This window comes from Paraburkholderia sartisoli (assembly GCF_900107685.1).
GTDB classification, from domain to species: Bacteria; Pseudomonadota; Gammaproteobacteria; order Burkholderiales; family Burkholderiaceae; genus Paraburkholderia; species Paraburkholderia sartisoli.
In genome coordinates this window covers 302240-326567 of record NZ_FNRQ01000005.1, presented here as the reverse complement: position 1 = coordinate 326567, position 24328 = coordinate 302240, and the positions used below count along the sequence as shown (strand labels likewise).

Genomic DNA, 24328 nt, shown 5'->3' with positions numbered 1-24328 from the left:
GATGCAGTTAGATGATGGCCGCAATGGTGGTCAGTCCGACCGTGCTGCCTGTCGACAGCACGAGACCCGCCGTGCCGTCCTTCTGTTTGATCACGCCCTGAACCGTGCCGGCGGACAGCGTCGTCGCCGTCGCGGCCTTGCCGCCGACCGTGCCGGTCGCGGAAATCGTGTAGGTGCCGTCCGGCAGTGCGTTGCCCGACTTGTCGATTGGCGTCCAGCCCACCGGCACCGTGCCCGCCGACTGCTTGCCGAGGTCGAGCGTGTTGACGATCGTGCCAGCCGAGTTCTTGATGACGATCTGCAGGTCGGACGCGTCGTTCGCGAGCGTGACGCCGAAGCCGGTCGCCTTGCCGCTTGCCACCTGGAACGTGTTGCCCGGGGCGAGCACCGTCGAGCCGATCAGGTTCGCGGCCTGCGTCTGCTGGCCCGCGGTCAGTTGCGTCGAGAGCGACGTGAGCGACGTGTTCAGCTGGCTGATACCCGTCACGGTGTTGATCTGGGCCAGCTGCGAAGTCATCTGCGAGCTGTCCATCGGATTCGTCGGATCCTGGTTCTTCATCTGCGCGATGAGCAGCTGCAGGAACGTGTTCTGCAGGTCCGAGCCGCTCGTCGCGCTCGAGGACGAACTGGAAGACGAACTGTTCGTGCCGTTCATCGTGTCCAGCAACGTCTGCGACACGGTCGCGCCGTTGTTGCCGATTGTGGTGTTGGTCGTCAAGGAAATGCTCCTCAGGTTCCGATCGTTAGCGTTTTCAGCATCAGCTGTTTCGCGGTATTCAGGGTTTCAACGTTGGCCTGATACGAGCGCGAGGCCGAAATCATGTTGACCATTTCCTGCACCGGATCGACGTTCGGCAACGTGACGTAGCCATCGGCGTTCGCGGCCGGGTTGCCCGGTTCGTACGACGTTTTCATCGGCGTCGGGTCGTCGATGACGCCCGTCACCTGGACGCCGCCGATCTGCTGGCCGGAGCGCGTGCGTGCACCGCCCGCGATCGGGCTGACGCCGAACACGACCTGCTTGGCCTTGTACGGCTGGCCGTCGGGACCGGTGGTGCTGTCCGCGTTCGCGAGATTCGACGCCGTGACGTTGAGCCGCTGCGACTGGGCGGACATCGCCGAACCGGCGACATTGAAAATATTCATCAGGGAAGGCATGGCTTCTCGACCTCTCTTGCCGGTGTGCCCGGCTATTAATCCCGTAGCGTGTGGTTTCTGGCGGTACCCGAATCAGATGCGGTAATGCGTGATGTTCCTGCGCGCCTGCTTACGTGCCCGACGTGATCGCCGAGAGCATGGTCTTGATCTGTTGCGACAACACTGTCATGCCCGACTCGAAATGCAGCGAGTTGTCGGCGAAGTTCACGCGTTCCGTGTCGAGATCGACGGTGTTGCCATCGAGCGACGGTTGCGCCGGAATGCGGTACCCGACCGTGCCGAAGTCGTCGGTCGGACCACCCGTGGCCTGAAGGGTCTGCTTGCCCGGCAGATGTCCTGGCTGCGTCGACACCATCGACATGCCGCTCGTCACGCCGGCGGGTTGCGCCATCGCGAGCGTCGAGCTGTTCGACGCGCCCTGGGCGGTGCCGCCGCTCTTTTTCAGCGCGCCGGCAAGCGCCGACGAAAAATCGATATCGCGCGCCTTGTAGCCGGGCGTGTCGGAGTTGGCGATATTGGAAGACAGCAGCTCCTGACGGTAGGCGCGCACGTCGAGCGCCTGACGGCCAAAAGCGAATTCGGCATCGAGTTTGTCCAGCATTGATCTTTCCCCATGACGGTCCGGGGCTTCCTGATCGGCCGATGTGCGCGTTGCGCGAGGCGCGGCGAACGATGATGGCGACCATGAAGGCCTTTTTGCATGTGATGCATCTTAGGGGCCGGCGCCAGGTGGCAATCGGACGAATAACCGGGGAAGGGGGCCTCTATTCAACGTTTGCCTGAGAGGGCCGCTCTCTAGAATGCGATTCGTACCAATGCATTCCGATGGAGAAACACCATGTCCCTGCCCGCTTCCGTTCTCCCGCACACCGCGCGCCGCGCCGGTGCGCGTACCGCGCGGACGCTGGCGGCGTGGCTCGTGCTCGCCGTTGGTGCTGCCGGCGTGGCGTTGCCTTCGTCCGCATCCGCGGAGGACGCCGGCGGCCCGATCGTGATCGCGGGCCCCGCCGAGACGAATCCGGGCGCGCTCGCGGCAATGGCCGAACGCATGGATGCGCCGGTGCCCACGGCAGCGGCGCAGCGCGCGGCGATGGGTGCAACCCGGACGCCGGCTGGCCTCGCATCATCGAACGATGGCAACAACACCGACCGGTTCGCCAGCGCAGCCCATGCGGATGGCGCGATCGTCATTCCGGGCGCGGGCGAAGCGCCCGCTGCCACGCCGGCGCAAGGCATGATGCGCGTCAGCATGCAGCCCGCCACGCGCGAAGTGATGCCGGTTGTCGTTACGCCCGCGCAACCGGCCGCCGTGCGCATGGCCGCGCCGGCACAACCCGTCACGGTGAACCCGCCCGCCGGCAATGCCGCCGCTGGATTCGATACGCTCGCATCGCGCGGCGAGCCGCCTCAACTAGGCGCAGGCACTGGCAACGCGACGCGTGCCGTGGGCGCTTACACAGCGGCGCGCGGCGTACCCGCTTCGCAACCGAAGACACAGGCCGCCGCGCCGCAGGTCGTTCAGCCCGTGCAAGCCAGTCAGGCCGCACAAGCCGCGCCGCCCGTTCCCGCCGGCCAGCAGGACGGCGAAGTGGTCCGCCGCGCCGCGCTCGCATTCCTCCAGCAGCAGGTCGTCGGCCTGCCGGGCAAGGTCGAGATCACGATCGCGCCGGTGTTCCCGCGCGGGCTCGCCGCCTGCACGACGCTCGAACCGTTCATGCCGACCGGCACGCGCCTCTGGGGCCGCACGACCGTCGGCGTGCGCTGTGCCGGCGCACGTCCGTGGACGATGTACATGCAGGCGCGCATCACCGTGCATGGCACCTATTACGTGGCCTCGCGCCCGATGAATCCCGGCGAGACGCTTTCCGCCGCCGACCTCGTCGCCCGTGAAGGCGATCTGACGATGCTGCCGCAGGCGGTCGTGACCGATCCGTCGCAGGCGGTCGGCTCGGCCACCACGATGCGCGTGTCCGCCGGCCTGCCGCTGCGTCTGGACATGCTGAAGAGCGCGTCGTCGGTGACGATCGGCCAGACCGTGAAAGTGGTCGCGCAAGGTCAGGGTTTTGCGATTTCGGCCGAAGGCAGCGCAATGAACAACGCGGCGCCCGGCCAGCCGGTGCGGGTGAAGACGTCCAGTGGCCAGGTGATCCAGGGAATCGTGAAAAACGGGGGAACCGTCGAGATCCAGCTCTAGTTTTTTGGGGCGGGATGGGGCGAGATGGCGCGGCACCGGCGCGCCGCGCGTGCCGTGCAGACAGGAAGAAGACCGGAAGCGGGCGGTATCGATTGAGCTAAAGTTTCGATTCGTGAATGCCGTTATTAGACTCAAATCGTTCAGGAAGCCAATCGTGAAAGTCGATTCCACATCTAGTTCAGGTCTGTCGACGTTGAAAGACGCCGCGCAGCGTACGCAGCAAGGCGGTGACGCCGCTCCGGCAAACGCGGGCGCGGGCGCAACGGCTGCGTCGGCGGCAGGCAGCGCCGCGGGTAGCGCGTCGGGCGACGCGAGCGTCAGCCTGTCGGGACTGGCCGCGCATCTGCACAGCCTTGCGGCCTCTGGCTCGGCTGACATCGACACGGCGAACATCGAGTCGATCCGTCAGGGGATCAAGGACGGGTCGCTGAAGATCGATACCGGCAAGATTGCCGATGGCGTGCTGGAAACGGCGCGCAGCCTGTTGCAACAGAAGAGTCCGTCGACCGGCAACTGATCGACGCACCCGTGCAGGGTGCGCCTCGTGCCGGGCGGCATTTGTCAAACTGGGTCCGCGTGCAACGCACGGACCAGCGTGTCTAGCGAGTTGTGATGAACGACGCCCTGCTTTCTACTGTCATCGACGAATATTCGACCGTCGAAGCCTTTGCCTCGGTTCTCGCCCTGGAAGAAAAGGCACTCACGGCGGTTGAGCCCCTCGAAACGCTCCCGCCGATCGTCGAAAAGAAAACCGAACTGGTCGGCAAGCTCTCCACGCTGGAACAATTGCGCGACGCGCAACTGGCCGAGCTCGGCTATCCGGCCGGCTGGCAGGGGATGGAACTGGCCGCGGACAGCGATGCGCGGCTGGCCGCGCAATGGTCGCTGCTGCAAAAGGCCGCGGAACGCGCGCGCCGCTCGAACACCCTGAACGGCTCGCTGATCCGCACGCGGATGGATTACAACCAGCGCGCGCTCGAAGCGCTCAACGTCGCCGTCACCACCGAACGCGTCGGGTTCTATGGCCCGGACGGACGGATTCCGGTGAACAGCGGGCTTTAAAACCGGCTTCAGGCAAGCCACGCGGTCCGTATCGCTTCCTGAATCTCACGCAGAAAAAACAACGCGGCGCCTTGAGCGCCGCGTTTCATCTTGCGATGGGTACCGATATCGCCATGCCCGCCGATATCAACCCGCCTCAGCTCCAGCCCACGCCATTTCCCGCAGCCGCGTGCGCAGTCGCGCAACCGCCTGGCTGTGCAGCTGGCACACCCGCGATTCGCTGACTTCCATCACCGCACCGATTTCCCGCAGGTTCAGCCCGCGCTCGTAGTACAGCGACATCAGCAGCTTTTCGCGTTCCGGCAGACGGTCGATCGCTTCGACCAGCGCCGAGCGCAGGCTGTCGTCGAGCAGCGCCGACAGCGGGTCCGAATGGTCGACACAGTAACGGTCGAGAAACGGCTCGTCGTCGGCGGAGCGGTCGAAGTCTTCGTAATAGATCAGCTGGCTGCCGTGCAGGTCCTGCAGCATCGCCTGATATTCGTCGAGCGGCATCTTGAGGTGATCGGCGATCTCGGTTTCGCTCGCCGAGCGGCCCAGATGCTGCTCCACTTTATGCACGGCCGTTTCCACCTCGCGCGACGTGCGGCGCAGGCTGCGCGGCAGCCAGTCGTTGCTGCGCAGCTCGTCGAGCATCGCGCCGCGAATCCGCTGGCTGGCGTAGGTTTCGAACTGCGCGCCCTGATCTTCCTTGTACCGGCTCGCCGCATCCAGCAGGCCGATCATGCCGGCCTGAATCAGGTCGTCGAGATCCACGCTCGCCGGCATCTTGGCGACGAGCTGCAGGCCGAGGCGCCGCACCAGCGGTGCGTATTTTGCCAGGACGTCGGCCTGGGAGATCTTTCCCTGAGCGTTGTACATCATGCTCCCCTTGTCTCCGCGCTTCGCCCGTCAGGCGTGCTGCGCAGACGGTTGGTCGGCGTGTTTCGCCGCTGTTACTGTCGCGGAAGCCACCCCGGGCATCCGCGACGACATCGCTGGCCGCATCGGCCAGTACTGCAGTTCTCCCGCGACCTTCCGGAAGTCGCGCGCAGCGGGCGTCGACGGAAACGCATCGACGACGCAGCGCGACAGCTCCACGGCCCGCGTCATGCGCGGGTCGGCCGTCACGCACCCTGCGTTTTCCAGCGCGACGGTCAGATACCGCCCGGCGACGCCCGCCAGATTGTCGAACGTGCTGTGCGCGTCCGCCGCGCTCTGGACGCGATTCACCAGCACCCGGAACTGCGGGATCGCGTGCGCGAAATGCAGACGCTTCATGCACGCGTACGCGTCGGTGATCGCCTGCGCGTCGATGCGCGTGACAATCAGGACGTCGTTGGCCTGCATCGCGAGCGGCGACAGCGCGCCGTCGCGGTCGAGTTCCGCGTCGATCAGCACGACGTCGGCCGGTCCGGTGAGCAGCAGCGCCAGCTGTTCCGGTGTGCAGCCTTCGCGGTTGCCGCGCGAGGCGACGAGCACGCCAAAGCCCAGCTCGTGGCGGCCGACGGCCTGCGCGAGCGTCATCTCGCCGCGCACGACCGCCGTGAAGTTGCCCGCGCCGCGCACGCCGCCGAGCATGCCGTTCACCGAGTTCTTGCCAAACCGCTCGTCGATCACCAGTACGTCGCGGCCGAGTTCCGCGAGCGCGGCCGCGAGATTCACCACCGCGGTCGTGCAACCGACACCGGGCGAGCCGCCCGTCACCGCGACGACCCGCGCGGACCGGTTGAGCAGACGGCGCAAGCCTTCCGCCTGGTCGAGCACGAACTTATCCAAAGCGAACCTCGTGCAGGTCGGCCGTCGAACGCGCCGACAGTGCCGAGAGCAGCGCGGGGACATCGTCGTCCTGCGGCACGAACGGGGAACCGTCGCGCGGAATGCAGAACGCGCTTTTGATCAGGAATTTCTTCGTCGCGACGTAGAGGTTCTCCGGCACCTTCTGCCCGGTCGACACGTAGTGCACCGGCAGCTTGTAGCGGATCACCGTGTCGAGCACGCTGCCAAGATTCGTCGCTTCATCAAGCTTCGTGAGGATGCAGCCGGCGAGCGCCTGGTTATCCGGCGACTGCTGGTAGGCCTGCACCACTTCGTTGAGCGTGTCGCCGTGGCTCGTCGCGTTCAGCAACAGCAAACGTTGCACCGGCTGGCCCGTGCCGCACAGCATCGCGATCTGGTCCGATACCGACCGGTCGCGCTGGCTCATGCCGATCGTGTCGATCAGCACGATGTGCTTGTTGCGCAGTTCGTTGAGCGCGAGTTGCAGGTCCGCGCCGTCCTTCACCGCATGCACCGAGACGCCGAGGATCTTGCCGAAAATGCGCAGCTGTTCGTGGCCGCCGATCCGGTAGCTGTCGGTCGTCAGCAGCGCCACCTTGCTCGCGCCGAAGCGCATCACGCAACGCGCCGCGAGCTTCGCCGTCGTGGTCGTCTTGCCGACGCCCGTCGGGCCCATCAGCGCGAACACGCCGCCGCGCTCCATCAGCGCGTCTTCGTTTTCGATCACCGGCAGGTTCGCGCCGAGCACCGAATGCACCCATTCCATGCCGGCGTCCATGCTGTCGACCGCCGGCAGGTTCTCGACCACCATCTTCACGAGCTGCGCCGAGAAGCCGGCGGCGAACAGATGCCGCGTCAGCGCGGCGTGCGTCGGGCTGCGGCGCTGACGGTCGGCCCACAGCAGGCCGGTGAACTGCTCTTCCATCATGCCGCGGATCGACGCGAGTTCGTTCATCACCGTTTCGTTGACGATCTGCTCCATGCGCGCCTTGATGCCGTCGGTCACGGCAGCCGCCGCGCCCGGTGGCAGGCCGGCGAGCGGATTCGCACCGGCCTTCGCACCGGCCTTCGCGCTGGTCTTCACGTCGGCCTGGGCCGGCACGGCGTGGCGCGCGGCGCGGCGTGCCGCGAGTTCGGCGGCTTCGCGCGCCCAGTCGGGCGTGGCCGGATCGTCGATTGCAGCCAGCATGTCGACCGGTGCGCCGAGGCCGCGCGCCATCGCGGCAGCCGGCGTCAGCACCGGCTTCGCGGTGTGCGCGACATCCGTCGCCGCGATGCGGCGCGCGTGATCGATCAGCCAGGGGTTCGTTTCGACCATCGTGCGTTGACGCCCCGGCGTCTCGGCGATTGCCGGCAGCGGCGTCATGACGGACGGCGGCGTGGGCATCTCGGCACGTGCGTCGATGCGGCTTTCCGGGCGTCCTGGAGCGCGGCTGTCGGCGCGCGCATCCAGACGGTTGTCGTGTCGCGCTTCGGAACGGATCTCGACACGGGCGTCATCGGTCGTGCGCGCGCTGGACGTGGCGTCCCCCGCGTGGCCTGTCATCGTGCTGCTGTCGTTCGATCCGGTTTCGCTGACCGGCGCAGCCGCGCGCTCCACGCCTGCACCGGCTTCCGGACTCGCGCCGAACACCGAGGAGAACACGTCCGGCATGTCGCTCGCGTACGGATTCGCGTACATCGACGGCATCGCCGCCGGACGCGAAGCCGGCGCACCGCCGAAGCCGGTGCTCATCGTGGCGTTGCCGGCCGTGCCGGAACCGGTGTTCGCGCCAGAATGTTCCGCGCCGCCATTCAGTCCGTGGCCGAAGTTGCCGTTACCACTATTGCCGGCGCCGGACGACGCACCGGAACCGAAGCCAACGGCGGCTCGCTGCGCGGGAGAAATCGCGGCGAGATCGCTGTCGGCGAGCGCGACGATTTCGACCGTGCCGTCTTCGATCGTGCGATTCGACAGGACGACTGCATCGGAGCCCAGTGCTTCACGAACGAGACGCAGCGCGTCACGACTCGTTGCGCCGACAAATTTACGAATGTTCAAGCTTGACTCCCGATGAGCGTCACGGACCGGCGACATACCGCTTCCCATTGAGGCTGATTATTGCGAATTAAGTCCAGCGCCCATCGATGGATAAAGACCGGGAAAGGCGGGCAATTCGCGCATTAGGCGCGTGGCGCGCACGGTGCCGGCACGCCGGGGCGGCCGCATTTGATACGCGCTCCGGCGCGCCGCGAGCGGCGCGGGAGGCAACGGGAACGGGGTATGGACGCGTGCGCGGGCCGCCGGCTCGACACCCGCGGCGCGGCAAGACGGACGGCACGGCGCGGCCGGCCTTACGCGCCAATCACATTGGCAACGCGCACGTGCCGCGTGTCGGGCACTTCCGCGTAGGACAGCACTTTCAGTTGCGGCAGGCTGCGACGCAGGAAGCGCGCGAGCATCGCGCGCAGCGCATGCTGCACGAGCAGCACGGGCGCGAGCCCCAGATGCTGCTGGCGCGTCATCGCCTTCTGCACCTCGGTCAGAAGCGTATTCGCGAGACCTGGTTCGAGGCCCGGATTCGCGCCGGTCGCGAGCGCCTGCGACAGCACCCGTTCGAGATTCGGGTCGAGGCCCATCACCTGCATGTCGCCGCTGCCCGGGAACCACTGCTGCGTGATCGCGCGACCGAGCGCGAGACGCACCGCCGCCGTGAGTTCGTGCGCGTCCGTGATCTTCGGCGCGTGTTCGGCGAGCGCTTCGAGAATCGTGCGCAGGTCGCGAATCGGCACGCCTTCTTCCAGCAGGTTCTGCAACACCTTTTGCAGCGTCGTGAGCGACAGGATCTTCGGCACCAGGTCGTCGACGAGCGAAGGCGTGTCCTTCTGCATCCGCTCGATGAGCGACTGCACTTCCTGACGGCCGAGCAGCTCCGACGCATACGTGACGACCAGGTGATTCAGGTGCGTCGCGACGACCGTGCTCGAATCGACCACCGTGTAGCCGTACACCTGCGCCTGTTCGCGCAGGTTCGTGTCGATCCAGACGGCCGGCAGACCGAAGGCCGGGTCCTGGGTGGGCGAGCCCGGCAGCGCGGCCGTCACCTGACCCGGATTGATCGCGAGCCACTGGCCCGGATACGCCTCGCCGACGCCCACTTCGACGCCCTTCAGCGCGATCCGGTAGCCGTTCGGCCGCAGTTCCAGGTTGTCGCGGATGTGGATCACCGGCGGCAGGAAGCCGATTTCCTGCGCGAATTTCTTGCGGATGCTCTTGATCCGCTTGAGCAGCTCGCCGTCGGAATTCTTGTCGACGAGCGGAATCAGCCGGTAGCCGACTTCGAGGCCGAGCGTGTCGATCATCGTCACGTCGTCCCAGCTTGCTTCCGTCGCTTCCGTCGGCGTGAGCGCGGCCGGCGCGACGTCGATGAGCGCGGCGGCGGTCCGGCTCTGCGACGCGCGCTTTTTCATCGTGCGGCCAAGCTGGATCAGGCCGCCGCCGAGCAGGATGAACGCGAAGTGCGGCATGCCAGGAATCAGGCCCATCAGCACGAGGATCGCGCCGGTGATCATCAGCACGCGCGGGTTCGTGAAAAGCTGGCCGGTGAGCTGCGTGCCGATGTCTTCGTTGGTCGCGACGCGCGAGACGATCACACCGGCTGCCGTTGAAATCACGAGCGAGGGGATCTGCGCGACGAGGCCGTCGCCGATCGTCAGCAGCGTGTAGACCTTGCCGGCCGCGGCGAAGTCCATGCCGTGCTGCACGACGCCCACGATCAGGCCGCCGAAGATGTTGATCACCATGATCAGCAGCCCGGCGATCGCGTCGCCGCGCACGAACTTGCTCGCGCCGTCCATCGAGCCGTAGAACTCGGCTTCCTGCGAGATTTCCAGGCGGCGCTTGCGCGCCTGTTCCTCGTTGATGAGGCCGGCGTTCAGGTCGGCGTCGATCGCCATCTGCTTGCCGGGCATCGCGTCGAGCGTGAAGCGCGCGGACACTTCCGCGATCCGCCCCGCGCCCTTCGTGATCACCATGAAGTTGATCACCATCAGGATGATGAAGACGACGATACCGACCGCGAAGTTGCCGCCCACGAGGAAGTGACCGAACGACTCGATCACCTGGCCCGCCGCATCCGGGCCGTTGTGGCCCTCGAGCAGCACGACCCGCGTGGACGCGACGTTCAGCGAGAGCCGCAGCAGCGTGGAGAACAGCAGCACGCTCGGGAACGCCGCGAAATCGAGCGGCTTCATCGTGTACATGGCGACGAGCAGCACCATCACCGAAAGCGCGATGTTGAACGTGAACAGCAGGTCCAGCAGGAACGGCGGCAGCGGCAGGATCATCATGCCGAGGATCATGACGATCAGCACCGGACCCGCGAGCGCGCGCAGGTTGGTGCCGCTCAATGCTTCCGGCCGTCGCGAGAGGAACCCGACGCGTGCGTTCATGCTGAGGCTCCCTTGTCTTCGTTTTCATCGCCGAGCGCGTCGGCGGCTTCCTGATCAGCTTCGTCGTCGGCGACGGCGCCCTTGTCGAGATCGGCGGGTACGTCGAACTCCGTCGGCGCGACCGGCGCTTCGCCGCCTTCGTCCCGGAACCGCTTGAGCTGGTAGACCCACGCCAGCACTTCGGCGACCGCGCCGTAGAGCGGGCCCGGAATTTCGCGGTTCAACTCGACGTTGTGATACAGCGCCCGCGCGAGCGGCGGCGCCTCGAGCAGCGGCACGTTGTTTTCGGCGGCCAGCTCGCGAATGCGCGCCGCCACGAGGTTCACGCCCTTGGCGACGACCTTCGGCGCGCGCATCTCGCCGTCCGTGTACTGCAACGCGACGGCGAAGTGAGTCGGGTTGGTCACGACGACGTCCGCCTTCGGCACTTCCGCCATCATCCGGCGCCGCGCGATCGCGCGCTGCTGCTGGCGGATGCGGCCCTTCACGTGCGGGTCGCCTTCGTTTTCGCGGTGCTCGCGTTTCACTTCGTCCTTCGTCATGCGCAACTTCTTGTGGTACGACCAGAGCTGATACGGCACGTCGAGCGCGGCGACGAGCGCCATGCCGGCCACGGTCATGCCGCAGCAGACACCAATCAGATGAACCGCGTTGGCGAACGCCTCTTGCATCGGCTGCATCCCGAGCGCGAGGATTTCATCGCGATGGCTCATGATCGCCGTGGCGCCGATGATGCCGACCACCAGCGTCTTGGCGAGCGACAGGCCAAGCTGGATCGGGCCGTTGATCGAAAACATGCGGCCGAGACCGGTGATCGGGTTGAGCCGGCTGAACTTCGGCTCCCAGGATTTCGTCGAGATCAGCCAGCCGCCGAGCGCGAGCGGCGAGAGCAGCGCGGCGGCGCCCGTCAGCGCGAGAATCGGGAACAGCGCCGACAGGCCTTCGCGACCCACCACGCCCGCGCCGATCAGCATGCGGCGCGTCTCGAAGACAGTCGCGTGGTCGAACGTGAAGGCCGCGCGCAGCATGTTCTGCGTGTGCTCGCCGATCGAACCGGACATCGCCCACGTGCCGAAAAAGCCCGCCGACAGCAGCGCAAAGGTGGAAAGCTCCCGGGAACGCGCAACCTGCCCCTCTTCCCGCGCCTTGTCGATGCGCCGGGGAGTGGCCGATTCGGTTTTGTCGAGGTCGCTATCCTCTGCCAACGCGCTCTCCAGATGATCGGGGCACCATGCCCTTTTTCAGTGAGAGCGATTATTCCCGCAGAAGTCGAGCGACGATCGGCGGATAAAGCCGGGGAAAGGGGGGTATTTCGGGGGATGAAACGCGCGGGAGGCGTTGGTGCGGCGCGGTGGCGCGGTGGTGGCGCGGCGGTATGACCGGGTACCGGGGCGGCGCCGTGTCAGGCGGAGCCGCCCCGCCCGGTCAGAACGCGATGAACGGCGCCGCACCGCCCGACGCGCTCTGATTCATGCCGAGGTACACATGGCGTCCGAAGAAAAACGGCAGGCCGAGATCGACCCAGCCGGCCCGGATGCCCTGGCCGGCCAGGTCGTTGAACGCGAAGTTGGTGCCGCTCGCGATGAGCGTCGCCGCGCTGACGACGTTCATGTTGACGGTCGCGCTCGCGCTGCCGGAGCCCTTCACCGTGAAGGGGCGCGTCTGCGCGGCCGGTGGGCAGTAGAAGCCCGGCTCGTTGCTGCCGCAGGCGGCGAGCGTCGAATCGTCGAAGAAATTGCCGTTCGAGCCCGTGTCGAAAAGCGCGACCGCGGGATTGCCGTTGAACGTGCTGCCGGGCAGATCGCCGGCGGGATCGGACAGGAAGGTCTGCGCGGCCATCAGCGTGTTGTTCGACTGCGTGTTGATGCCGAACACGAGCGTGCCCTGCGCCGACGCCGCGCCGGTATTCGACACCGGCGGAAGTTGCACGATCACGCCGTTGTTGTCGCCGGTGAATTTCGGCACCGGGTTGGTAACCTGCACGCCCGTCGTCACGGCCGTGCGCGTACAGTTGTTGCCGATACACCCGTAGTAGTTGCTGGAAGACGCGGTCAGACACGTCGTGCCGCAGTCGTTCGGCATCACGCCGATGCCGAGAATGCCGTTCACGCGCAGGTCGTCGACGGTGTTTTCCGGCACGCCGGTGCATGTCGTGGGCACGGAGGCCGCCGATAGATCACCGATGATCTGGACCGGCAGGCTGGGGGCCTGCTTCTGGCCGATGGTCACGTCGGCGGTACGCACGGAGCCCCACGTGAAACCGTCGGCGAAAGACGTGCATTCGGCCAGTTGCTGCGAGCCGTTGACCTGCGTGACCGGCAACGCCAGCGCAAGCGCCGTACTCACGATCCGCAACCCGTACGAGCCCGTGTCGAGCTGCACGTGATCGATGACCTGGCAGTTCGCCGTGCTGCCCGGCGTGCAGATCCGCACGCTCACGGTGGGAATGTTGATGACATTCTTCAGGCCCTTGTCGACGGTGATCGCGACGGTGTTCGCGGCGCCCGCCGCGATCGGCTGCTGCGTCGGGCCGGCCGGCAGCGAACTGATGCCGTCGCCGCCCGAATTGTTGCTGCTGCCTCCGCCTCCGCCGCACGCCGCGACGAGCGACGCCACGACAACCACCACCACGACCTGCATCCATCCCTTGAGCTTTGTTGTGATTTGCACGCTTCGTCTCCTGGTGGTCAAGGGATCACTGGATGTCCTGGCCGCTGACGCCCGCCGGCAGCGCCTGCGGCAGCCACGCGACGCCGGCGAACGCGCCCATGTGACCGCCGGAGCGCACCACCAGCGTGTCCTGATTGATCGCGCTCACGCCGCGCCGGCCGAGCGTCGCGCGCGAGGCCTTCACGGCGTCGACGTATTGCGGGAAGTAGCTGCCGAGCAGAGTGGCGAGATCGGGCATCTGCGGGCCCTGCCACGCGATGCCGAACACCGTCCCCGCCGACGACACATATTCGTGGACGACGGTGCCGGAGCCGAACGTCGTCTCGCGAACGGTGTAGGTGGCGGAAGCGGACTGGGAGAGCGAAGCGGAAGAAGACGCCGCGGAAGCCGCGCGAGACACAATCGACGAACCCTGCACGACGCGCGACGAGGTGGACGCCCCCGCGGGCGTGGTCATCGGACTGCCGCCCAGGCCTGCCTGGGCGGAACGGGCAGCGATCAACGTACAGCACAATCCGAGCGACGTCAGCGTGACGACGCGCGCGAGGCGACTCGATTTCAGCATTCCCTGGCTCCCCCTGGCAGTGACCGCCGGATTCGCACGGCTGCGAACCCGCAGTTCTGGAACGGGCCCGCCGGCGCGCCGCAAATCGGGTGATTCAGCGCGATTCGGGGCGCCAGCGTCCTGTCGCCGTAGTATGCCTGTGGATTATTTCAAAGAGTCTGTTTTGCCGGACGGCAAGCTCGCGTGACGGTCACCGCGCGTCACGCCACGTGAGGGCAACGCGCGCCGCCACGCGGCCGTGCATCAAAACCCGAGGCTCGCGAGCAGATCGTCGACCTGCGCCTGATCCTGCACGACGTCGGCCTTGCCTTCCGGGTTGATCTGCGGTCCGTTGAGCAGGCCTTCCGGGCTGCCCGTCGAGGAGGCCGGTTCGGAAGCCACCAGCGCGGCCGCGGTCGCCGCGAACTGCTCGCGGCGCTCCGGCGCGATGTTCTCGACCAGCACGCCAAGCAGCTGCTGCTCGATCAGGTACACGACGTCCATGATCTTCTTGATGACCTGGCCCGTCAGGTCCTGGAAATCCTGCGCGAGCATGATTTCGAGCAGTTGCGAGCTGGTCGCCGTCGTCGAATCGGGCAGGTTCTTCAGGAACGTGCGCGTGTCGCCCATCAGCGCGCGCACTTCCTCGCGTTCGATGGGCGCGGCATACCACTCGTCCCAGCGCGCCTCGAGCTGGGCCGCGTCTTTCTGCAACTGCTCCTGCACCGGCTTCGCGATCTCGATGGCGGTCAGCACGCGTTCGGCGGCCTGCTCCGTCATCATCACGACGTACTTCAGACGGTCGCGTGCGTCCGGCACGGCTTCCGCGGCACGCTCGACGTGCTTGTCGAGCCCCAGTTCGCGCATCGAATCGCGCAGCGTGCGCGTCAGTTGCCCGATGCGGGCGAGAATACGGTCGGTTGCGATATCGCTGCCGTCGTCCCGCGAATCGGCGCCTTGCGCGTCGGTCGGCTCGTTCACCATCAGCTCCCCGTCTTCGCCATCTTCTCGAGAATCTTGTTGAGCTTCTCGTCGAGCGTCACCGCCGTGAACGGCTTGACCACATAGCCGCTCGCACCGGCCTGCGCCGCCGCGATGATGTTTTCCTTCTTCGATTCCGCCGTCACCATCAGCACCGGCAGGTGCGTCAGGTTCGCGTCGGCGCGAATTTCCTTCAGCATCGCGAGGCCGTCGAGATTCGGCATGTTCCAGTCGGAAATCACGAAGTCGTAGCGGCCGCTGCGCAGGCGCGACAGCCCGACCGCGCCGTCTTCCGCCTCGTCGACGTTCGAATAGCCCAGTTCCTTCAGCAGGTTGCGAACGATCCGGCGCATCGTCGGAAAGTCGTCCACCACCAGAATTTTCATTCCCTTATCCATTTCAATTCCCTTTTCCCGTGTCTTCGAAGGTGCGGCGAGCGTCCCGCCTGTTCGTCCAGTTCCAGGCCGGCATCATACCCGCTGTACGCGGTCGCCCATCGACGCAAGACGGGCCATGACGCGCCGGCTCATGTCGGAAAGCGAGGCGATTTCGTCCGCGGCGCCCAATGCAATGGCTTCGCGCGGCATCCCGAACACGATGCAGCTCGCCTCATCCTGAGCGAGCGTGTACGCGCCCGCCTTTTTCATATCCAGCAACCCTGCCGCACCGTCGCGCCCCATGCCGGTCAGGATCACGCCGAGTGCGTTCTTGCCCGCGTGCTGCGCGGCCGAGCGGAACAGCACATCCACCGAAGGGCGGTGCCGGTTCACCGGCGGCTCCTCGGACAGGTGCGCAATATAGTTCGCACCGCTTCTTGCCAGCAAGAGATGAGCGTGGCCGGGCGCGATATAGGCGTGGCCCGGCAGCACGCGTTCACCGTGCTCAGCTTCTTTAACGGTAATCCGGCACAAACCATTGAGCCGTTGCGCAAAAGATTTTGTAAATCCGGGCGGCATGTGCTGCGCGATCAGCACGGCCGGCGCGTCCGGCGGCAACGGCACGAGCACTTCGCGGATCGCCTCGGTGCCGCCCGTCGACGCGCCGACGATGATCAGCTTTTCGGTCGACACCAGCGGATTGTTGAAGAGCGGCGCCGGGGTGGCAGGCGCCTGCGCGGGCGCGCCGGGATGCGGCGCGGGCGCGGCCTGGCGCACGCGGGCGCGGGCGGCGGCGCGCACCTTGTCGGCGAGTTTTTCGGCGTAGTCGAGCATGCCGTCACGGATGCCGACGCGCGGCTTCGTCACGAAATCCACCGCGCCGAGTTCGAGCGCGCGCAGCGTGATTTCCGAGCCGCGCTCGGTCAGCGACGACACCATCACGACCGGCATGGGCCGCAGGCGCATCAGCTTCTCGAGGAAGTCGAGGCCGTCCATGCGCGGCATTTCGACGTCGAGCGTCAACACGTCCGGGTTGTGCTGCTTGATGAGATCGCGCGCGACGAGCGGATCCGGCGCGGTCGCGACGACGGTCATGTCCGGCTGGCTATTGATGATTTCCGTCATCAGGCTACGGATCAGCGCTGAATCGTCGACACACAATACCTTGATTTTTTGCACGGCTGTCACGCCTCCTCTACGGTCCTGGCGTTGTTCTGGGTCGTCGGGCGCGTGGCGCCAGACAGTTCGATACGGGGCTTCGCCGGCGCGGCTGCGGGTGCGGAGCCGAACAGCTCGATGCGCGGCCTGCCAGCCGGCGACGCAAAGAGTTCGACCCGCTCGCGGGCCCGCGCGAGCCGGTCGGCGCGCGCTTCGGCGGTCTGCCGGGCGAGCGCCTGCTCGCGCTCGGTGACGCCCTGATCCTGTTGCAGGCGCAGCTTCTTCACCATCACCTGGCCCGTGCGCGGCATGAACGCCACCTTGCGCGGATGGCCGCCCTGCAGGTCCTCGGCGACGATGCGGATTTTTTCGAGCGCGAGATAGCGGCGCACGAACTCCGAGTTGCGATCGCCGATGTTCATCGTCGTCATGCCGGCGAGCACGGCCGCGCCGCCGAACACCTTGGCTTCGAGGCGCTCGCGCCGTCCGCCCGCCTTGATAAGCTCGTTGATCAGCACTTCCATGGCGTACGCGCCATAGCGCATCGAATCCGACGCGGCCTGCACGACGTCGGCGCCGTCATCGGGCAACATGAAGTGATTCATGCCGCCGATGCCCGCCGTGCGATCCTGGATGCACGCGGCCACGCACGAGCCGAGCACGGTGACGAGCACCATGTCTTCGGAGGTCGTATAGAACTCGTTCGGCAGCAGCTTGACGCCGGGACGCTTGAAGTGATTGTCGAAATAGAGATTGTTCGCGATCGGCAAGGTGCTGCTCATACGCTGACCTCACCCGCTGCCGGCGCGGCGTGCCGCGACGTGGCGCGCGCGCCGCCGCTGTCGCGCGTCAGTTCATAGACGGTCTGGCCGCGCAGCCTGAAGGCCTGCGTCACATACGTGAAGTTCTCGGAATGGCCGGCGAACAGCAGCCCGCCCGGCTTCACGAGCGGCTCGAAGCGCGACAGCACGTGCGACTGCGTCGGCTTGTCGAAATAGATCATCACGTTGCGGCAGAAGATCGCGTCGAACTGCGAGCGCAACGCGTAATCGCGGTCGGTCAGGTTGAGCTGGTCGAAGCGGACCATCGCGCGCACTTCCGGGCGCACCTTCACCATGCCGGCATGCGCGCCGGTGCCGCGCAAAAAGAAGCGCTTGAGCCGCTCCGGCGACAGGTGCTTGACCTGGTCGAACTGATACGTGCCGGCTTCGGCCTTGGCGAGCACCTGCGTGTCGATGTCGGTGGCGAGTACGGTCGCGCTGCGCGCCGCGCTGTCGCCGAGCGCCTCGATCAGCGTCATCGCGATCGAATACGGCTCTTCGCCCGTCGATGCCGCCGAGCACCACACCGACACCGGCGCGCTGCGCTTCTTCACGAAGTCGGCGAGGATCGGAAAGTGATGCGCCTCGCGGAAAAACGCCGTGAGGTTCGTGGTGAGCGCGTTCGTGAACGCTTCCCACTCGGCCGGATCGTTCGCCGATTCGAGCAGGTCGAGATACGACTTGAAGCTTTCGAGGCCGCGCGCGCGCAGGCGCCGCGCGAGACGGCTGTACGCCATGTCGCGCTTGTGGTCCGACAGCGAGATGCCCGCGCCGCGATGGATCAGCTCGCGGATACGTTCGAAATCCGCCGACGTGAACTCGAAATCACGTCCCTGATCACCGGAACGGATTGCGTCGGCCCGTTCGGGCCGCGGTTCTGCGCGCGTTGCCATCATGCCTGATCGCCGGTTCCTAGTGTCGTGAGTTAGAAGTTCGTTGAATCAAGACCCGGTTCTGTCCGGAATGACAAAGTGCTGATTAAAAAGTCGCTCGGACTCGCGCAGTCCTTCTTCCGTAAAGATCACGGACTTCGTCTTGTTGACCGGGTCTTCGATGAAGCCTCGTTCATGGAGTCGGTTCAGCACATCCCAGTCGAAGCCCTTCCATGCACGGTATCGGTCATGCAGGGTCAGGTAGAGAAGCGCGAGGGAAACTTCATCAATTGCGTCGGTATTGATATTCATGATGCTCCTGCCGCAGCCTTGCGGACCTGCACACAAAACCGTTCGAGGCTGGCCAGGATCGCGTCCGCCGACTTGCTCCAGACAAACGGTTTGGGGTTCGCGTTATAGACATCCAGATAATGACGGATCGCGTCTTCGAGTTGACGTGTCGACCGATGCGTACCGCGTCGAAGGTATTTTTCAGTGAGCGCGGCAAACCATCGCTCGACCTGGTTAAGCCACGACGCCGAGGTGGGCGTGAAGTGAACATGGAAGCGAGGATGACGAGCAAACCAGGCCTTGATCGAGGGTGTTTTGTGCGTGCCATAGTTGTCCATCACCAGATGCACCTCCAGGTAAGACGGCACGCTGGCTTCGATGGTGCGCAGAAAGCGCACAAATTCGCTGCTGCGATGGCGCCGATGTACCTCGCCGATTACTTCACCAGTAGCGATGTCCAGCGCCGCGAACAGGGTGGTCGTACCGTGGCGCATGTAATCGTGGGTACGTCGCTCAGGGATGCCGGGTGCCAACGGCAACATGGGTTGCGTGCGATCGAGCGCCTGAATCTGGCTCTTCTCGTCCACGCACAGCACCATGGCCTTGAGCGGCGGGTCCAGGTAAAGCCCGACGATATCTCGCACCTTGTCGACGAACATCGGATCGCTGGAAAGCTTGAACGTTTCCTGCCGATGCGGTTGCAAGCCAAAAGCACGCCAGATTCGTGTGACCGCCGTCTGCGACAATTTCATTTCGCGAGCCATCGTGCGCGTGCTCCAGTGGGTCGCTCCGACAGGCACGGACTCGAGCGTCTTCGCGATGACCGCATCGACGCGCGCGTCATCAATCGTCCTCGGTGCGCCGGGCCGTGGTGCATCGAGCAGGCCGTCCACACGATGGATCACGAACCGCGCCCGCCACTTCGAAACCGTTTGCTGTGTGACCCGCTGTTTCGCCGCAACTGTCTTGTTGTCCATGCCATCGGCACAGGCCAACACGATGCGCGCGCGCAATGCCAGGGCCTGCGCGGTCTTGCGTCGCATCGTCAGCGCTTGCAGGTCTTCGCGCTCCGAATCGCTCAGCACGAGTTCCCCTTTGGACCGTCCACTCATCGTTGCCTCCGCGTATCAAGTGCTACACAGAACACTTTAGTACGTGATCGGCATCATTCAATGAATTTTTAACTCAAGACACTAGAACGTTTCCCAGTCGGCGTCGGAGCCGGCTGTACTGGACGCAGGTGGGGGGGCCGGGCGCGCTGCCGTCTCACCTGTGCCTGCCGATGGTTTCCTCTGTTTCGCCGCGGATTCGGAACGGAGCGCTGCGGGTTCGGGCCTCAGAAGCGGTGCCGCCGCGGGTGCTGCCTGCGCGGGCGCGGGCAGCTTTGTCGCGTGTACCGCGGGCGCCGGAGCGGCCGAAGGCGTCGCCGCGGCCTGCGCGGCGGGCTTCGCCGCCGAAGCCGTCGGAATTGCCGCCGCGCGCGTACGCTGCGGCCGCGCGACACTGCTGCGCTGCTGCTCGTGAACGCCACCCACTACCCGCCAGCCGCCGACCACGGCCTGCAACTGGCGTGTCTGTTCCTCGAGCGACGCGGCGGCGGCCGCCGCTTCCTCGACGAGCGCCGCGTTCTGCTGCGTCACTTCGTCCATCTGCACGACGGCGCGGTTGACCTGCTCGATGCCGGTCGACTGCTCCTCCGACGCCGCGCTGATCTCGCCCATGATGTCGGTCACGCGGCGCACGGCCTGCACGATCTCGTCCATCGTCGTGCCGGCGCGGCCCACCAGCACCGAACCGCTCTGAACCTTGTCGGTGGACGTGCCGATCAGTTCCTTGATTTCCTTCGCCGCGCTCGCGCTGCGTTGCGCGAGGCTGCGCACCTCGCCGGCGACGACCGCGAAACCGCGGCCCTGCTCGCCGGCCCGCGCCGCCTCGACGGCTGCGTTCAGCGCCAGAATATTGGTCTGGAACGCGATGCCCTCGATCACGCCGATGATGTCGACGACCTTGTTCGAACTCGTCGCGATGTCCTGCATCGTGGTGACGACCTGGCTCACCACGTCGCCGCCGCGCGTCGCGATATCGGACGCGTTGACGGCCAGCTGGCTCGCCTGGCGCGCGTTTTCCGCGTTCTGGCGCACGGTGCCCGTGAGCTGCTCCATGCTCGACGCGGTCTGTTGCAGCGAAGCCGCCTGCTGCTCGGTGCGCTGCGACAGGTCGGTGTTGCCCATGGCGATCTCGCGCGCGCCGGTGTCGATCGAACCGGTGCTGCTATGCACAGACTTCACCATCGTCGCGAGGCTGTCCTGCATGTGCCTGATCGCGCTGAAAAGACGTCCGATTTCGTTCGTGCTGAACACTTCGACCGGATGCGTGAGGTCGCCCGAGGCGATGCGCTCGAACGCTTCGACGGCGTCGTTCAGCGGCTGCACGATCAGGCCGCGCAGCGCGAAGCGGATCAGCACGACCAGCACGAGCGCCAGCACCGTCACGCCGATGATGAGCGCTGTCATCGTCGAGATGTTCGACTGCGAGGCCCGCTGGCCGTCCAGCGCGTTCTGCTGCAGCGCCTTGACGACCGGCACGGCGGCGTTGTCGTAGGCGACGAACATCGGGCTGATCTTCGTGTCCGCGATCGCGTGATACGCCGCGAGATCGTTTGCGCGCAGCGCCGCGATTTCGGGATCGACGCCGTCGCGCATCACCGCCGTGTGGCGCGCCAGCAGCTCGTCCAGCAGCGCTGCGTCGACGCCGTTCTTCGCTGAGCCGAGATAGACCTTCCACGCGTCGTTCGACATGCCGAGCAGGACCTGCGCGCGATCGAACGCCTTCTTCGCTTCGTCGGCGTTGCCGGCCACCGTCAGCGCGTCGAAGCGGTCCAGCGAAATGCGCGAGCGCAGCATGAACGACGACGTGTCATCGAGCGCGTGAATCGCGACCAGGTCGCCACGCGCGATCGCGTCGAGCGACTGGCTCGCGCGATTCAGCGCCGTCAGTCCGAGTGCGCCGACCACCACGGTCAGCGCGACCAGAAGGGCGCCCACCGCTGTCAGCGAGGTGCGGATCGACAACTTGCCCAGCATCGTCTGTTCTCCCGTTTTACTGTCTGCTCGTGCGCGCCGGCGCGGCTTATTTGCTGATTGATTCGATCAGCGCCATTTCCCGGCTGGTCATCAGCTTTTCGATGTCCATCAGGATAAGCATGCGGCCATCGACCGTGCCGAGGCCGGTCAGGTACTCGGTCGTCAGCGTCGCGCCGAATTCCGGGGCGGGCATGATCTGGTCGGTCGCGAGCGTCAGCACGTCGGACACGCCGTCGACCACCATCCCGACCACGCGATGCGCGACGTTCAGGATGATCACGACGGTCTGGTGGTCGTACTCGACGCGGCCCAGGTGAAACTTGATGCGCATGTCGACGATCGGCACGATGATGCCGCGCAGGTTGATCACGCCCTTGATGAACTCGGGCGCGTTCGCGATGCGCGTCACGTTGTCGTAGCCGCGGATTTCCTGAACTTTCAGGATGTCGATGCCGTATTCTTCCTCGCCGAGCGTGAAGACCAGGAATTCCTGGCCGCCGGCGTCGGCCTGCCCTGCATCGCGGCGGCCATTCGTGCCGCTCACGGTCGAACTGATGGATTGGACGTCTGCCACGTAAACCCCCAAACGGTTGGGTTGGTTGATAGGTTAGGAAAGCGTGCTCAGCGCGCCGTGCGCTGCACGGTTTTCGCGGTTCAGTGCCGCGACGTCCACGATCAGCGCAACACTGCCGTCGCCGAGAATGGTCGCGGCGGAAATGCCGTGTACCTTGCGGTAATTCGTTTCGAGGTTCTTCACCACGACCTGCTGCTGGCCGACCAGCTCGTCGATCAGCATCGCGAAGCGCCTGCCCTCGGTCTGCATGATCGTGACGATGCCCTGCGTCGGGTCGACCTTCGCGCCTTCGACGGAGAACACTTCGTGAAGCGCGACGAGCGGCAGATATTCGCCGCGCACGCGCACCACGCGTTCGCCGGCGGCGACGCTGTAGATATCCTCGGCGCGCGGCTGGAGCGACTCCATCACGAAGTTGAGCGGCAGGATGAAAATCTCGCTGCCCACCTTCACCGACATGCCGTCGAGAATCGCCAGCGTGAGCGGCAACACGATGCGCGTCGTGCTGCCCTTGCCCGCGTGCGACGTGATCTCGACGTGACCGCCCATCGACTGGATGTTCCGCTTCACGACGTCCATGCCGACACCGCGGCCGGAGACGTCGGTGACCTGTTCGGCGGTCGAGAAGCCCGGCAGGAAGATCAGGTTCCAGACCTCTTCGTCGGTCATGGTTTCGCTGACCTGCATGCCCTGTTTCGCCGCCTTCGCGAGGATCTTGTCGCGGCGCAGGCCCGCGCCGTCGTCGCTCACTTCGATCACGATGTTGCCGCCGTGATGCGCGGCCGACAGCACGAGCTGCCCGGTCGAATCCTTGCCCGCCGCGCGGCGCGCTTCCACGGTTTCGATACCGTGGTCGAGACTGTTGCGCACGAGGTGGGTCAGCGGATCGATGATGCGTTCGATGAGACTCTTGTCGAGTTCGGTCGCCTGACCGAAGGTGACGAGCTCCACTTCCTTGCCGAGCTTCGCCGCGAGATCGCGCACGAGGCGCGGAAAGCGGCTGAAGACGTAATCCATCGGCATCATGCGGATCGACATCACCGCTTCCTGCAGATCGCGCGCGTTGCGCTCGAGCTGCGCCATGCCGTTGAAAAGGCGGTCGTGCAACGCCGGGTCGAACGTGCTGGTGGTCTCCGCCAGCATCGCCTGCGTGATCACCAGTTCACCGACGAGGTTGATCAACTGGTCCACCTTTTCGACGCCGACGCGAATCGAACTGCCTTCCCCGGCGTTGGCCGCCGCCGGACGGGCGGCTGCCTTGCGCTCGGCTTCCATGCCGCCCGCCGTGGCGCTGCCCTGCGCGGCAGGAGCCGGTGCAACGGCTCCTGCCGCGGGCGACACAGACGCGCTCGCCGCCTGCGCGGGCGGCGCGTCGACTGCCGCGTTCGGCACGGCGATGTCCGGCGCCCCCGCGCCTTCACCTGCCATGCTTCCCGCGTCCACCGGATCCGGAGCCGCAGTGGCGGGCGTTCCAGGTTCGCCCTCCTGCGACTCGTCCACCGGCGCTGCGCCGCGGCCAATTTCGATCTGACTGTCGTCGATCACGAAACAGCACACGGCGACGATGTCGTCGGACGACACATCGGATTCGAGCCACAGCGTCAGATCGCCGCCTGTCTTCACCTGTCCGACGATATGCCCCAGGTTGCCGAGTTCTTCCGTCAGCAGTTCCTGGTCCTTCTCACCTACTCCCCGTAGCGTGATTTTCAGATGCGGTCCGCCCGCATTGCCGGCGGCCCCGGCCGTCGCGGACGCTGCGCCGGACGGCTTTGCGCCGACTTCCTGCACGGCCTGTTCGACCACGTGCTCCGGCGCGCCTCCCGGCGACGCGGCTTCGGCCAGCGCGGGCGCGGGCGCCAGCGCCGGTGCGGCGACCTGAGCCGGTGCGGCCGCGGGCACCCCGCGGCTTTCGTTATAGAGAAACTCGAGACGCGCCTGGATCGCCTTCGCGGTCGCGGCGTCCGGCTCGGCGCTCGCGCGGTAGTCGGCGAGCTGGCCCGAGAGCACGTCCTTCGTTTCGAGGAACGTGTCGATCATGTCCTTGCGCAGCACGAGTTCGTTGTTGCGCGCGCGGTCGAGCAGCGACTCGAGAATGTGCGTCGTTTCAGTCAGTGCGGTAAAGCCGAAGGTCGCCGCGCCGCCCTTGATCGAGTGGGCCGCGCGAAAAATGGCCGCGAGGTCTTCCGGATCGGGATGGCCGATGTCGAGATTGAGCAGCAGCTGCTCCATCTGCGCGAGCAGTTCGTCCGCTTCGTCGAAGAACGTCTGGTAGAACTGAGTGATGTCGAGTGTCATGCCTGGGTCACCGCGAGAAATCCTGTCTGGGCTGGGCTGTGTCTTGTTTCGCTGCGTCC

General features: G+C 65.9%; 23 protein-coding genes. 3 read left to right on the top strand and 20 right to left on the bottom strand.

All coding sequences use genetic code 11. The features are described 5' to 3' along the window. Nucleotides 1-7 precede the first annotated feature (7 nt). The 3 genes from BLV45_RS17335 to flgB all read right to left on the bottom strand — a co-directional run bounded on the left by BLV45_RS17335 (nt 8) and on the right by flgB (nt 1759). Entirely contained in the window at nt 8-718 is a 711-nt protein-coding gene (locus tag BLV45_RS17335) for a flagellar hook assembly protein FlgD (protein ID WP_090535171.1), read from the bottom strand. 11 nt (nt 719-729) lie between these two features. Further along, nucleotides 730-1158 (bottom strand): flagellar basal body rod protein FlgC, encoded by a 429-nt coding sequence (gene flgC / locus BLV45_RS17330; protein WP_090535170.1) that lies wholly within the window; start codon nt 1156-1158, stop codon nt 730-732. A 109-nt stretch (nt 1159-1267) separates the two neighbouring features. Then, entirely contained in the window at nt 1268-1759 is a 492-nt protein-coding gene (flgB, locus tag BLV45_RS17325; protein ID WP_090535169.1) for a flagellar basal body rod protein FlgB, read from the bottom strand. Between the two features lie 237 nt (nt 1760-1996). Between flgB and flgA the strand changes: the two genes are divergently transcribed. From flgA to BLV45_RS17310, 3 genes are all read left to right on the top strand, one after another. Then, nucleotides 1997-3352: a flagellar basal body P-ring formation chaperone FlgA gene (gene flgA / locus BLV45_RS17320; RefSeq protein ID WP_090535168.1), complete on the top strand. Its 1356-nt coding sequence runs from the start codon at nt 1997-1999 to the stop codon at nt 3350-3352. 154 nt (nt 3353-3506) lie between these two features. Further along, nucleotides 3507-3869: a flagellar biosynthesis anti-sigma factor FlgM gene (flgM, locus tag BLV45_RS17315; RefSeq protein ID WP_090535167.1), complete on the top strand. Its 363-nt coding sequence runs from the start codon at nt 3507-3509 to the stop codon at nt 3867-3869. Nucleotides 3870-3964: 95 nt separating this feature from the next. Then, nucleotides 3965-4414, top strand: coding sequence for a flagella synthesis protein FlgN (locus BLV45_RS17310; RefSeq protein ID WP_090535166.1), 450 nt, complete (start codon nt 3965-3967; stop codon nt 4412-4414). A gap of 126 nt (nt 4415-4540) precedes the next feature. Here BLV45_RS17310 and BLV45_RS17305 read toward each other — a convergent pair whose 3' ends face one another. The 17 genes from BLV45_RS17305 to cheA form a co-directional block, all read right to left on the bottom strand. Further along, entirely contained in the window at nt 4541-5275 is a 735-nt protein-coding gene (locus BLV45_RS17305; protein WP_090535305.1) for an RNA polymerase sigma factor FliA, read from the bottom strand. A gap of 30 nt (nt 5276-5305) precedes the next feature. Continuing rightward, the gene (locus BLV45_RS17300; protein WP_090535165.1) at nt 5306-6172 is read right to left on the bottom strand and encodes a MinD/ParA family ATP-binding protein; all 867 of its coding nucleotides are present in this window, start codon (nt 6170-6172) and stop codon (nt 5306-5308) included. Continuing rightward, on the bottom strand, nt 6165-8213 hold the full coding sequence (gene flhF, locus BLV45_RS17295) for a flagellar biosynthesis protein FlhF (RefSeq protein ID WP_143130440.1): 2049 nt from the start codon (nt 8211-8213) through the stop codon (nt 6165-6167). The genes BLV45_RS17300 and flhF overlap by 8 nt, the downstream gene beginning before the upstream one ends. 293 nt (nt 8214-8506) lie before the next feature. Next, nucleotides 8507-10603 carry a flagellar biosynthesis protein FlhA gene (gene flhA, locus BLV45_RS17290; RefSeq protein ID WP_090535164.1) on the bottom strand — a complete coding sequence of 699 codons (2097 nt, stop codon included), beginning with the start codon at nt 10601-10603 and terminating at the stop codon, nt 8507-8509. Further along, nucleotides 10600-11808: a flagellar biosynthesis protein FlhB gene (gene flhB / locus BLV45_RS17285; protein ID WP_090535163.1), complete on the bottom strand. Its 1209-nt coding sequence runs from the start codon at nt 11806-11808 to the stop codon at nt 10600-10602. Before flhB ends, flhA begins: the two co-directional genes overlap by 4 nt. 220 nt (nt 11809-12028) lie before the next feature. Further along, nucleotides 12029-13273: a DUF3443 domain-containing protein gene (locus BLV45_RS17280; protein ID WP_407671027.1), complete on the bottom strand. Its 1245-nt coding sequence runs from the start codon at nt 13271-13273 to the stop codon at nt 12029-12031. A gap of 25 nt (nt 13274-13298) precedes the next feature. Next, on the bottom strand, nt 13299-13835 hold the full coding sequence (locus BLV45_RS17275) for a DUF2844 domain-containing protein (RefSeq protein WP_176954197.1): 537 nt from the start codon (nt 13833-13835) through the stop codon (nt 13299-13301). 246 nt (nt 13836-14081) lie between these two features. Further along, entirely contained in the window at nt 14082-14798 is a 717-nt protein-coding gene (cheZ, locus tag BLV45_RS17270) for a protein phosphatase CheZ (RefSeq protein ID WP_407671026.1), read from the bottom strand. A gap of 2 nt (nt 14799-14800) precedes the next feature. After that, nucleotides 14801-15196 (bottom strand): chemotaxis response regulator CheY, encoded by a 396-nt coding sequence (gene cheY, locus BLV45_RS17265; protein WP_090535160.1) that lies wholly within the window; start codon nt 15194-15196, stop codon nt 14801-14803. Nucleotides 15197-15268: 72 nt separating this feature from the next. Further along, nucleotides 15269-16354: a protein-glutamate methylesterase/protein-glutamine glutaminase gene (locus BLV45_RS17260; RefSeq protein ID WP_176954188.1), complete on the bottom strand. Its 1086-nt coding sequence runs from the start codon at nt 16352-16354 to the stop codon at nt 15269-15271. A 5-nt stretch (nt 16355-16359) separates the two neighbouring features. After that, complete coding sequence (gene cheD, locus BLV45_RS17255; RefSeq protein WP_090535158.1) at nt 16360-17115, bottom strand: chemoreceptor glutamine deamidase CheD; 756 nt, start codon at nt 17113-17115, stop codon at nt 16360-16362. Further along, entirely contained in the window at nt 17112-18050 is a 939-nt protein-coding gene (locus BLV45_RS17250; protein WP_090535157.1) for a CheR family methyltransferase, read from the bottom strand. The genes cheD and BLV45_RS17250 overlap by 4 nt, the downstream gene beginning before the upstream one ends. A 45-nt stretch (nt 18051-18095) precedes the next feature. Next, nucleotides 18096-18338 (bottom strand): DUF6429 family protein, encoded by a 243-nt coding sequence (locus BLV45_RS17245; protein ID WP_088176765.1) that lies wholly within the window; start codon nt 18336-18338, stop codon nt 18096-18098. Beyond that, nucleotides 18335-19429 carry an IS630 family transposase gene (locus BLV45_RS17240; RefSeq protein WP_088176764.1) on the bottom strand — a complete coding sequence of 365 codons (1095 nt, stop codon included), beginning with the start codon at nt 19427-19429 and terminating at the stop codon, nt 18335-18337. Before BLV45_RS17240 ends, BLV45_RS17245 begins: the two co-directional genes overlap by 4 nt. A gap of 81 nt (nt 19430-19510) precedes the next feature. Then, a complete protein-coding gene (locus tag BLV45_RS17235; RefSeq protein WP_090535156.1) occupies nt 19511-21400 on the bottom strand; it encodes a methyl-accepting chemotaxis protein in 1890 nt (629 codons plus the stop codon). 46 nt (nt 21401-21446) lie between these two features. After that, entirely contained in the window at nt 21447-21974 is a 528-nt protein-coding gene (cheW, locus tag BLV45_RS17230; protein WP_090535303.1) for a chemotaxis protein CheW, read from the bottom strand. A 33-nt stretch (nt 21975-22007) separates the two neighbouring features. Beyond that, a complete protein-coding gene (gene cheA, locus BLV45_RS17225) occupies nt 22008-24269 on the bottom strand; it encodes a chemotaxis protein CheA (RefSeq protein ID WP_090535155.1) in 2262 nt (753 codons plus the stop codon). Nucleotides 24270-24328 lie beyond the last annotated feature (59 nt).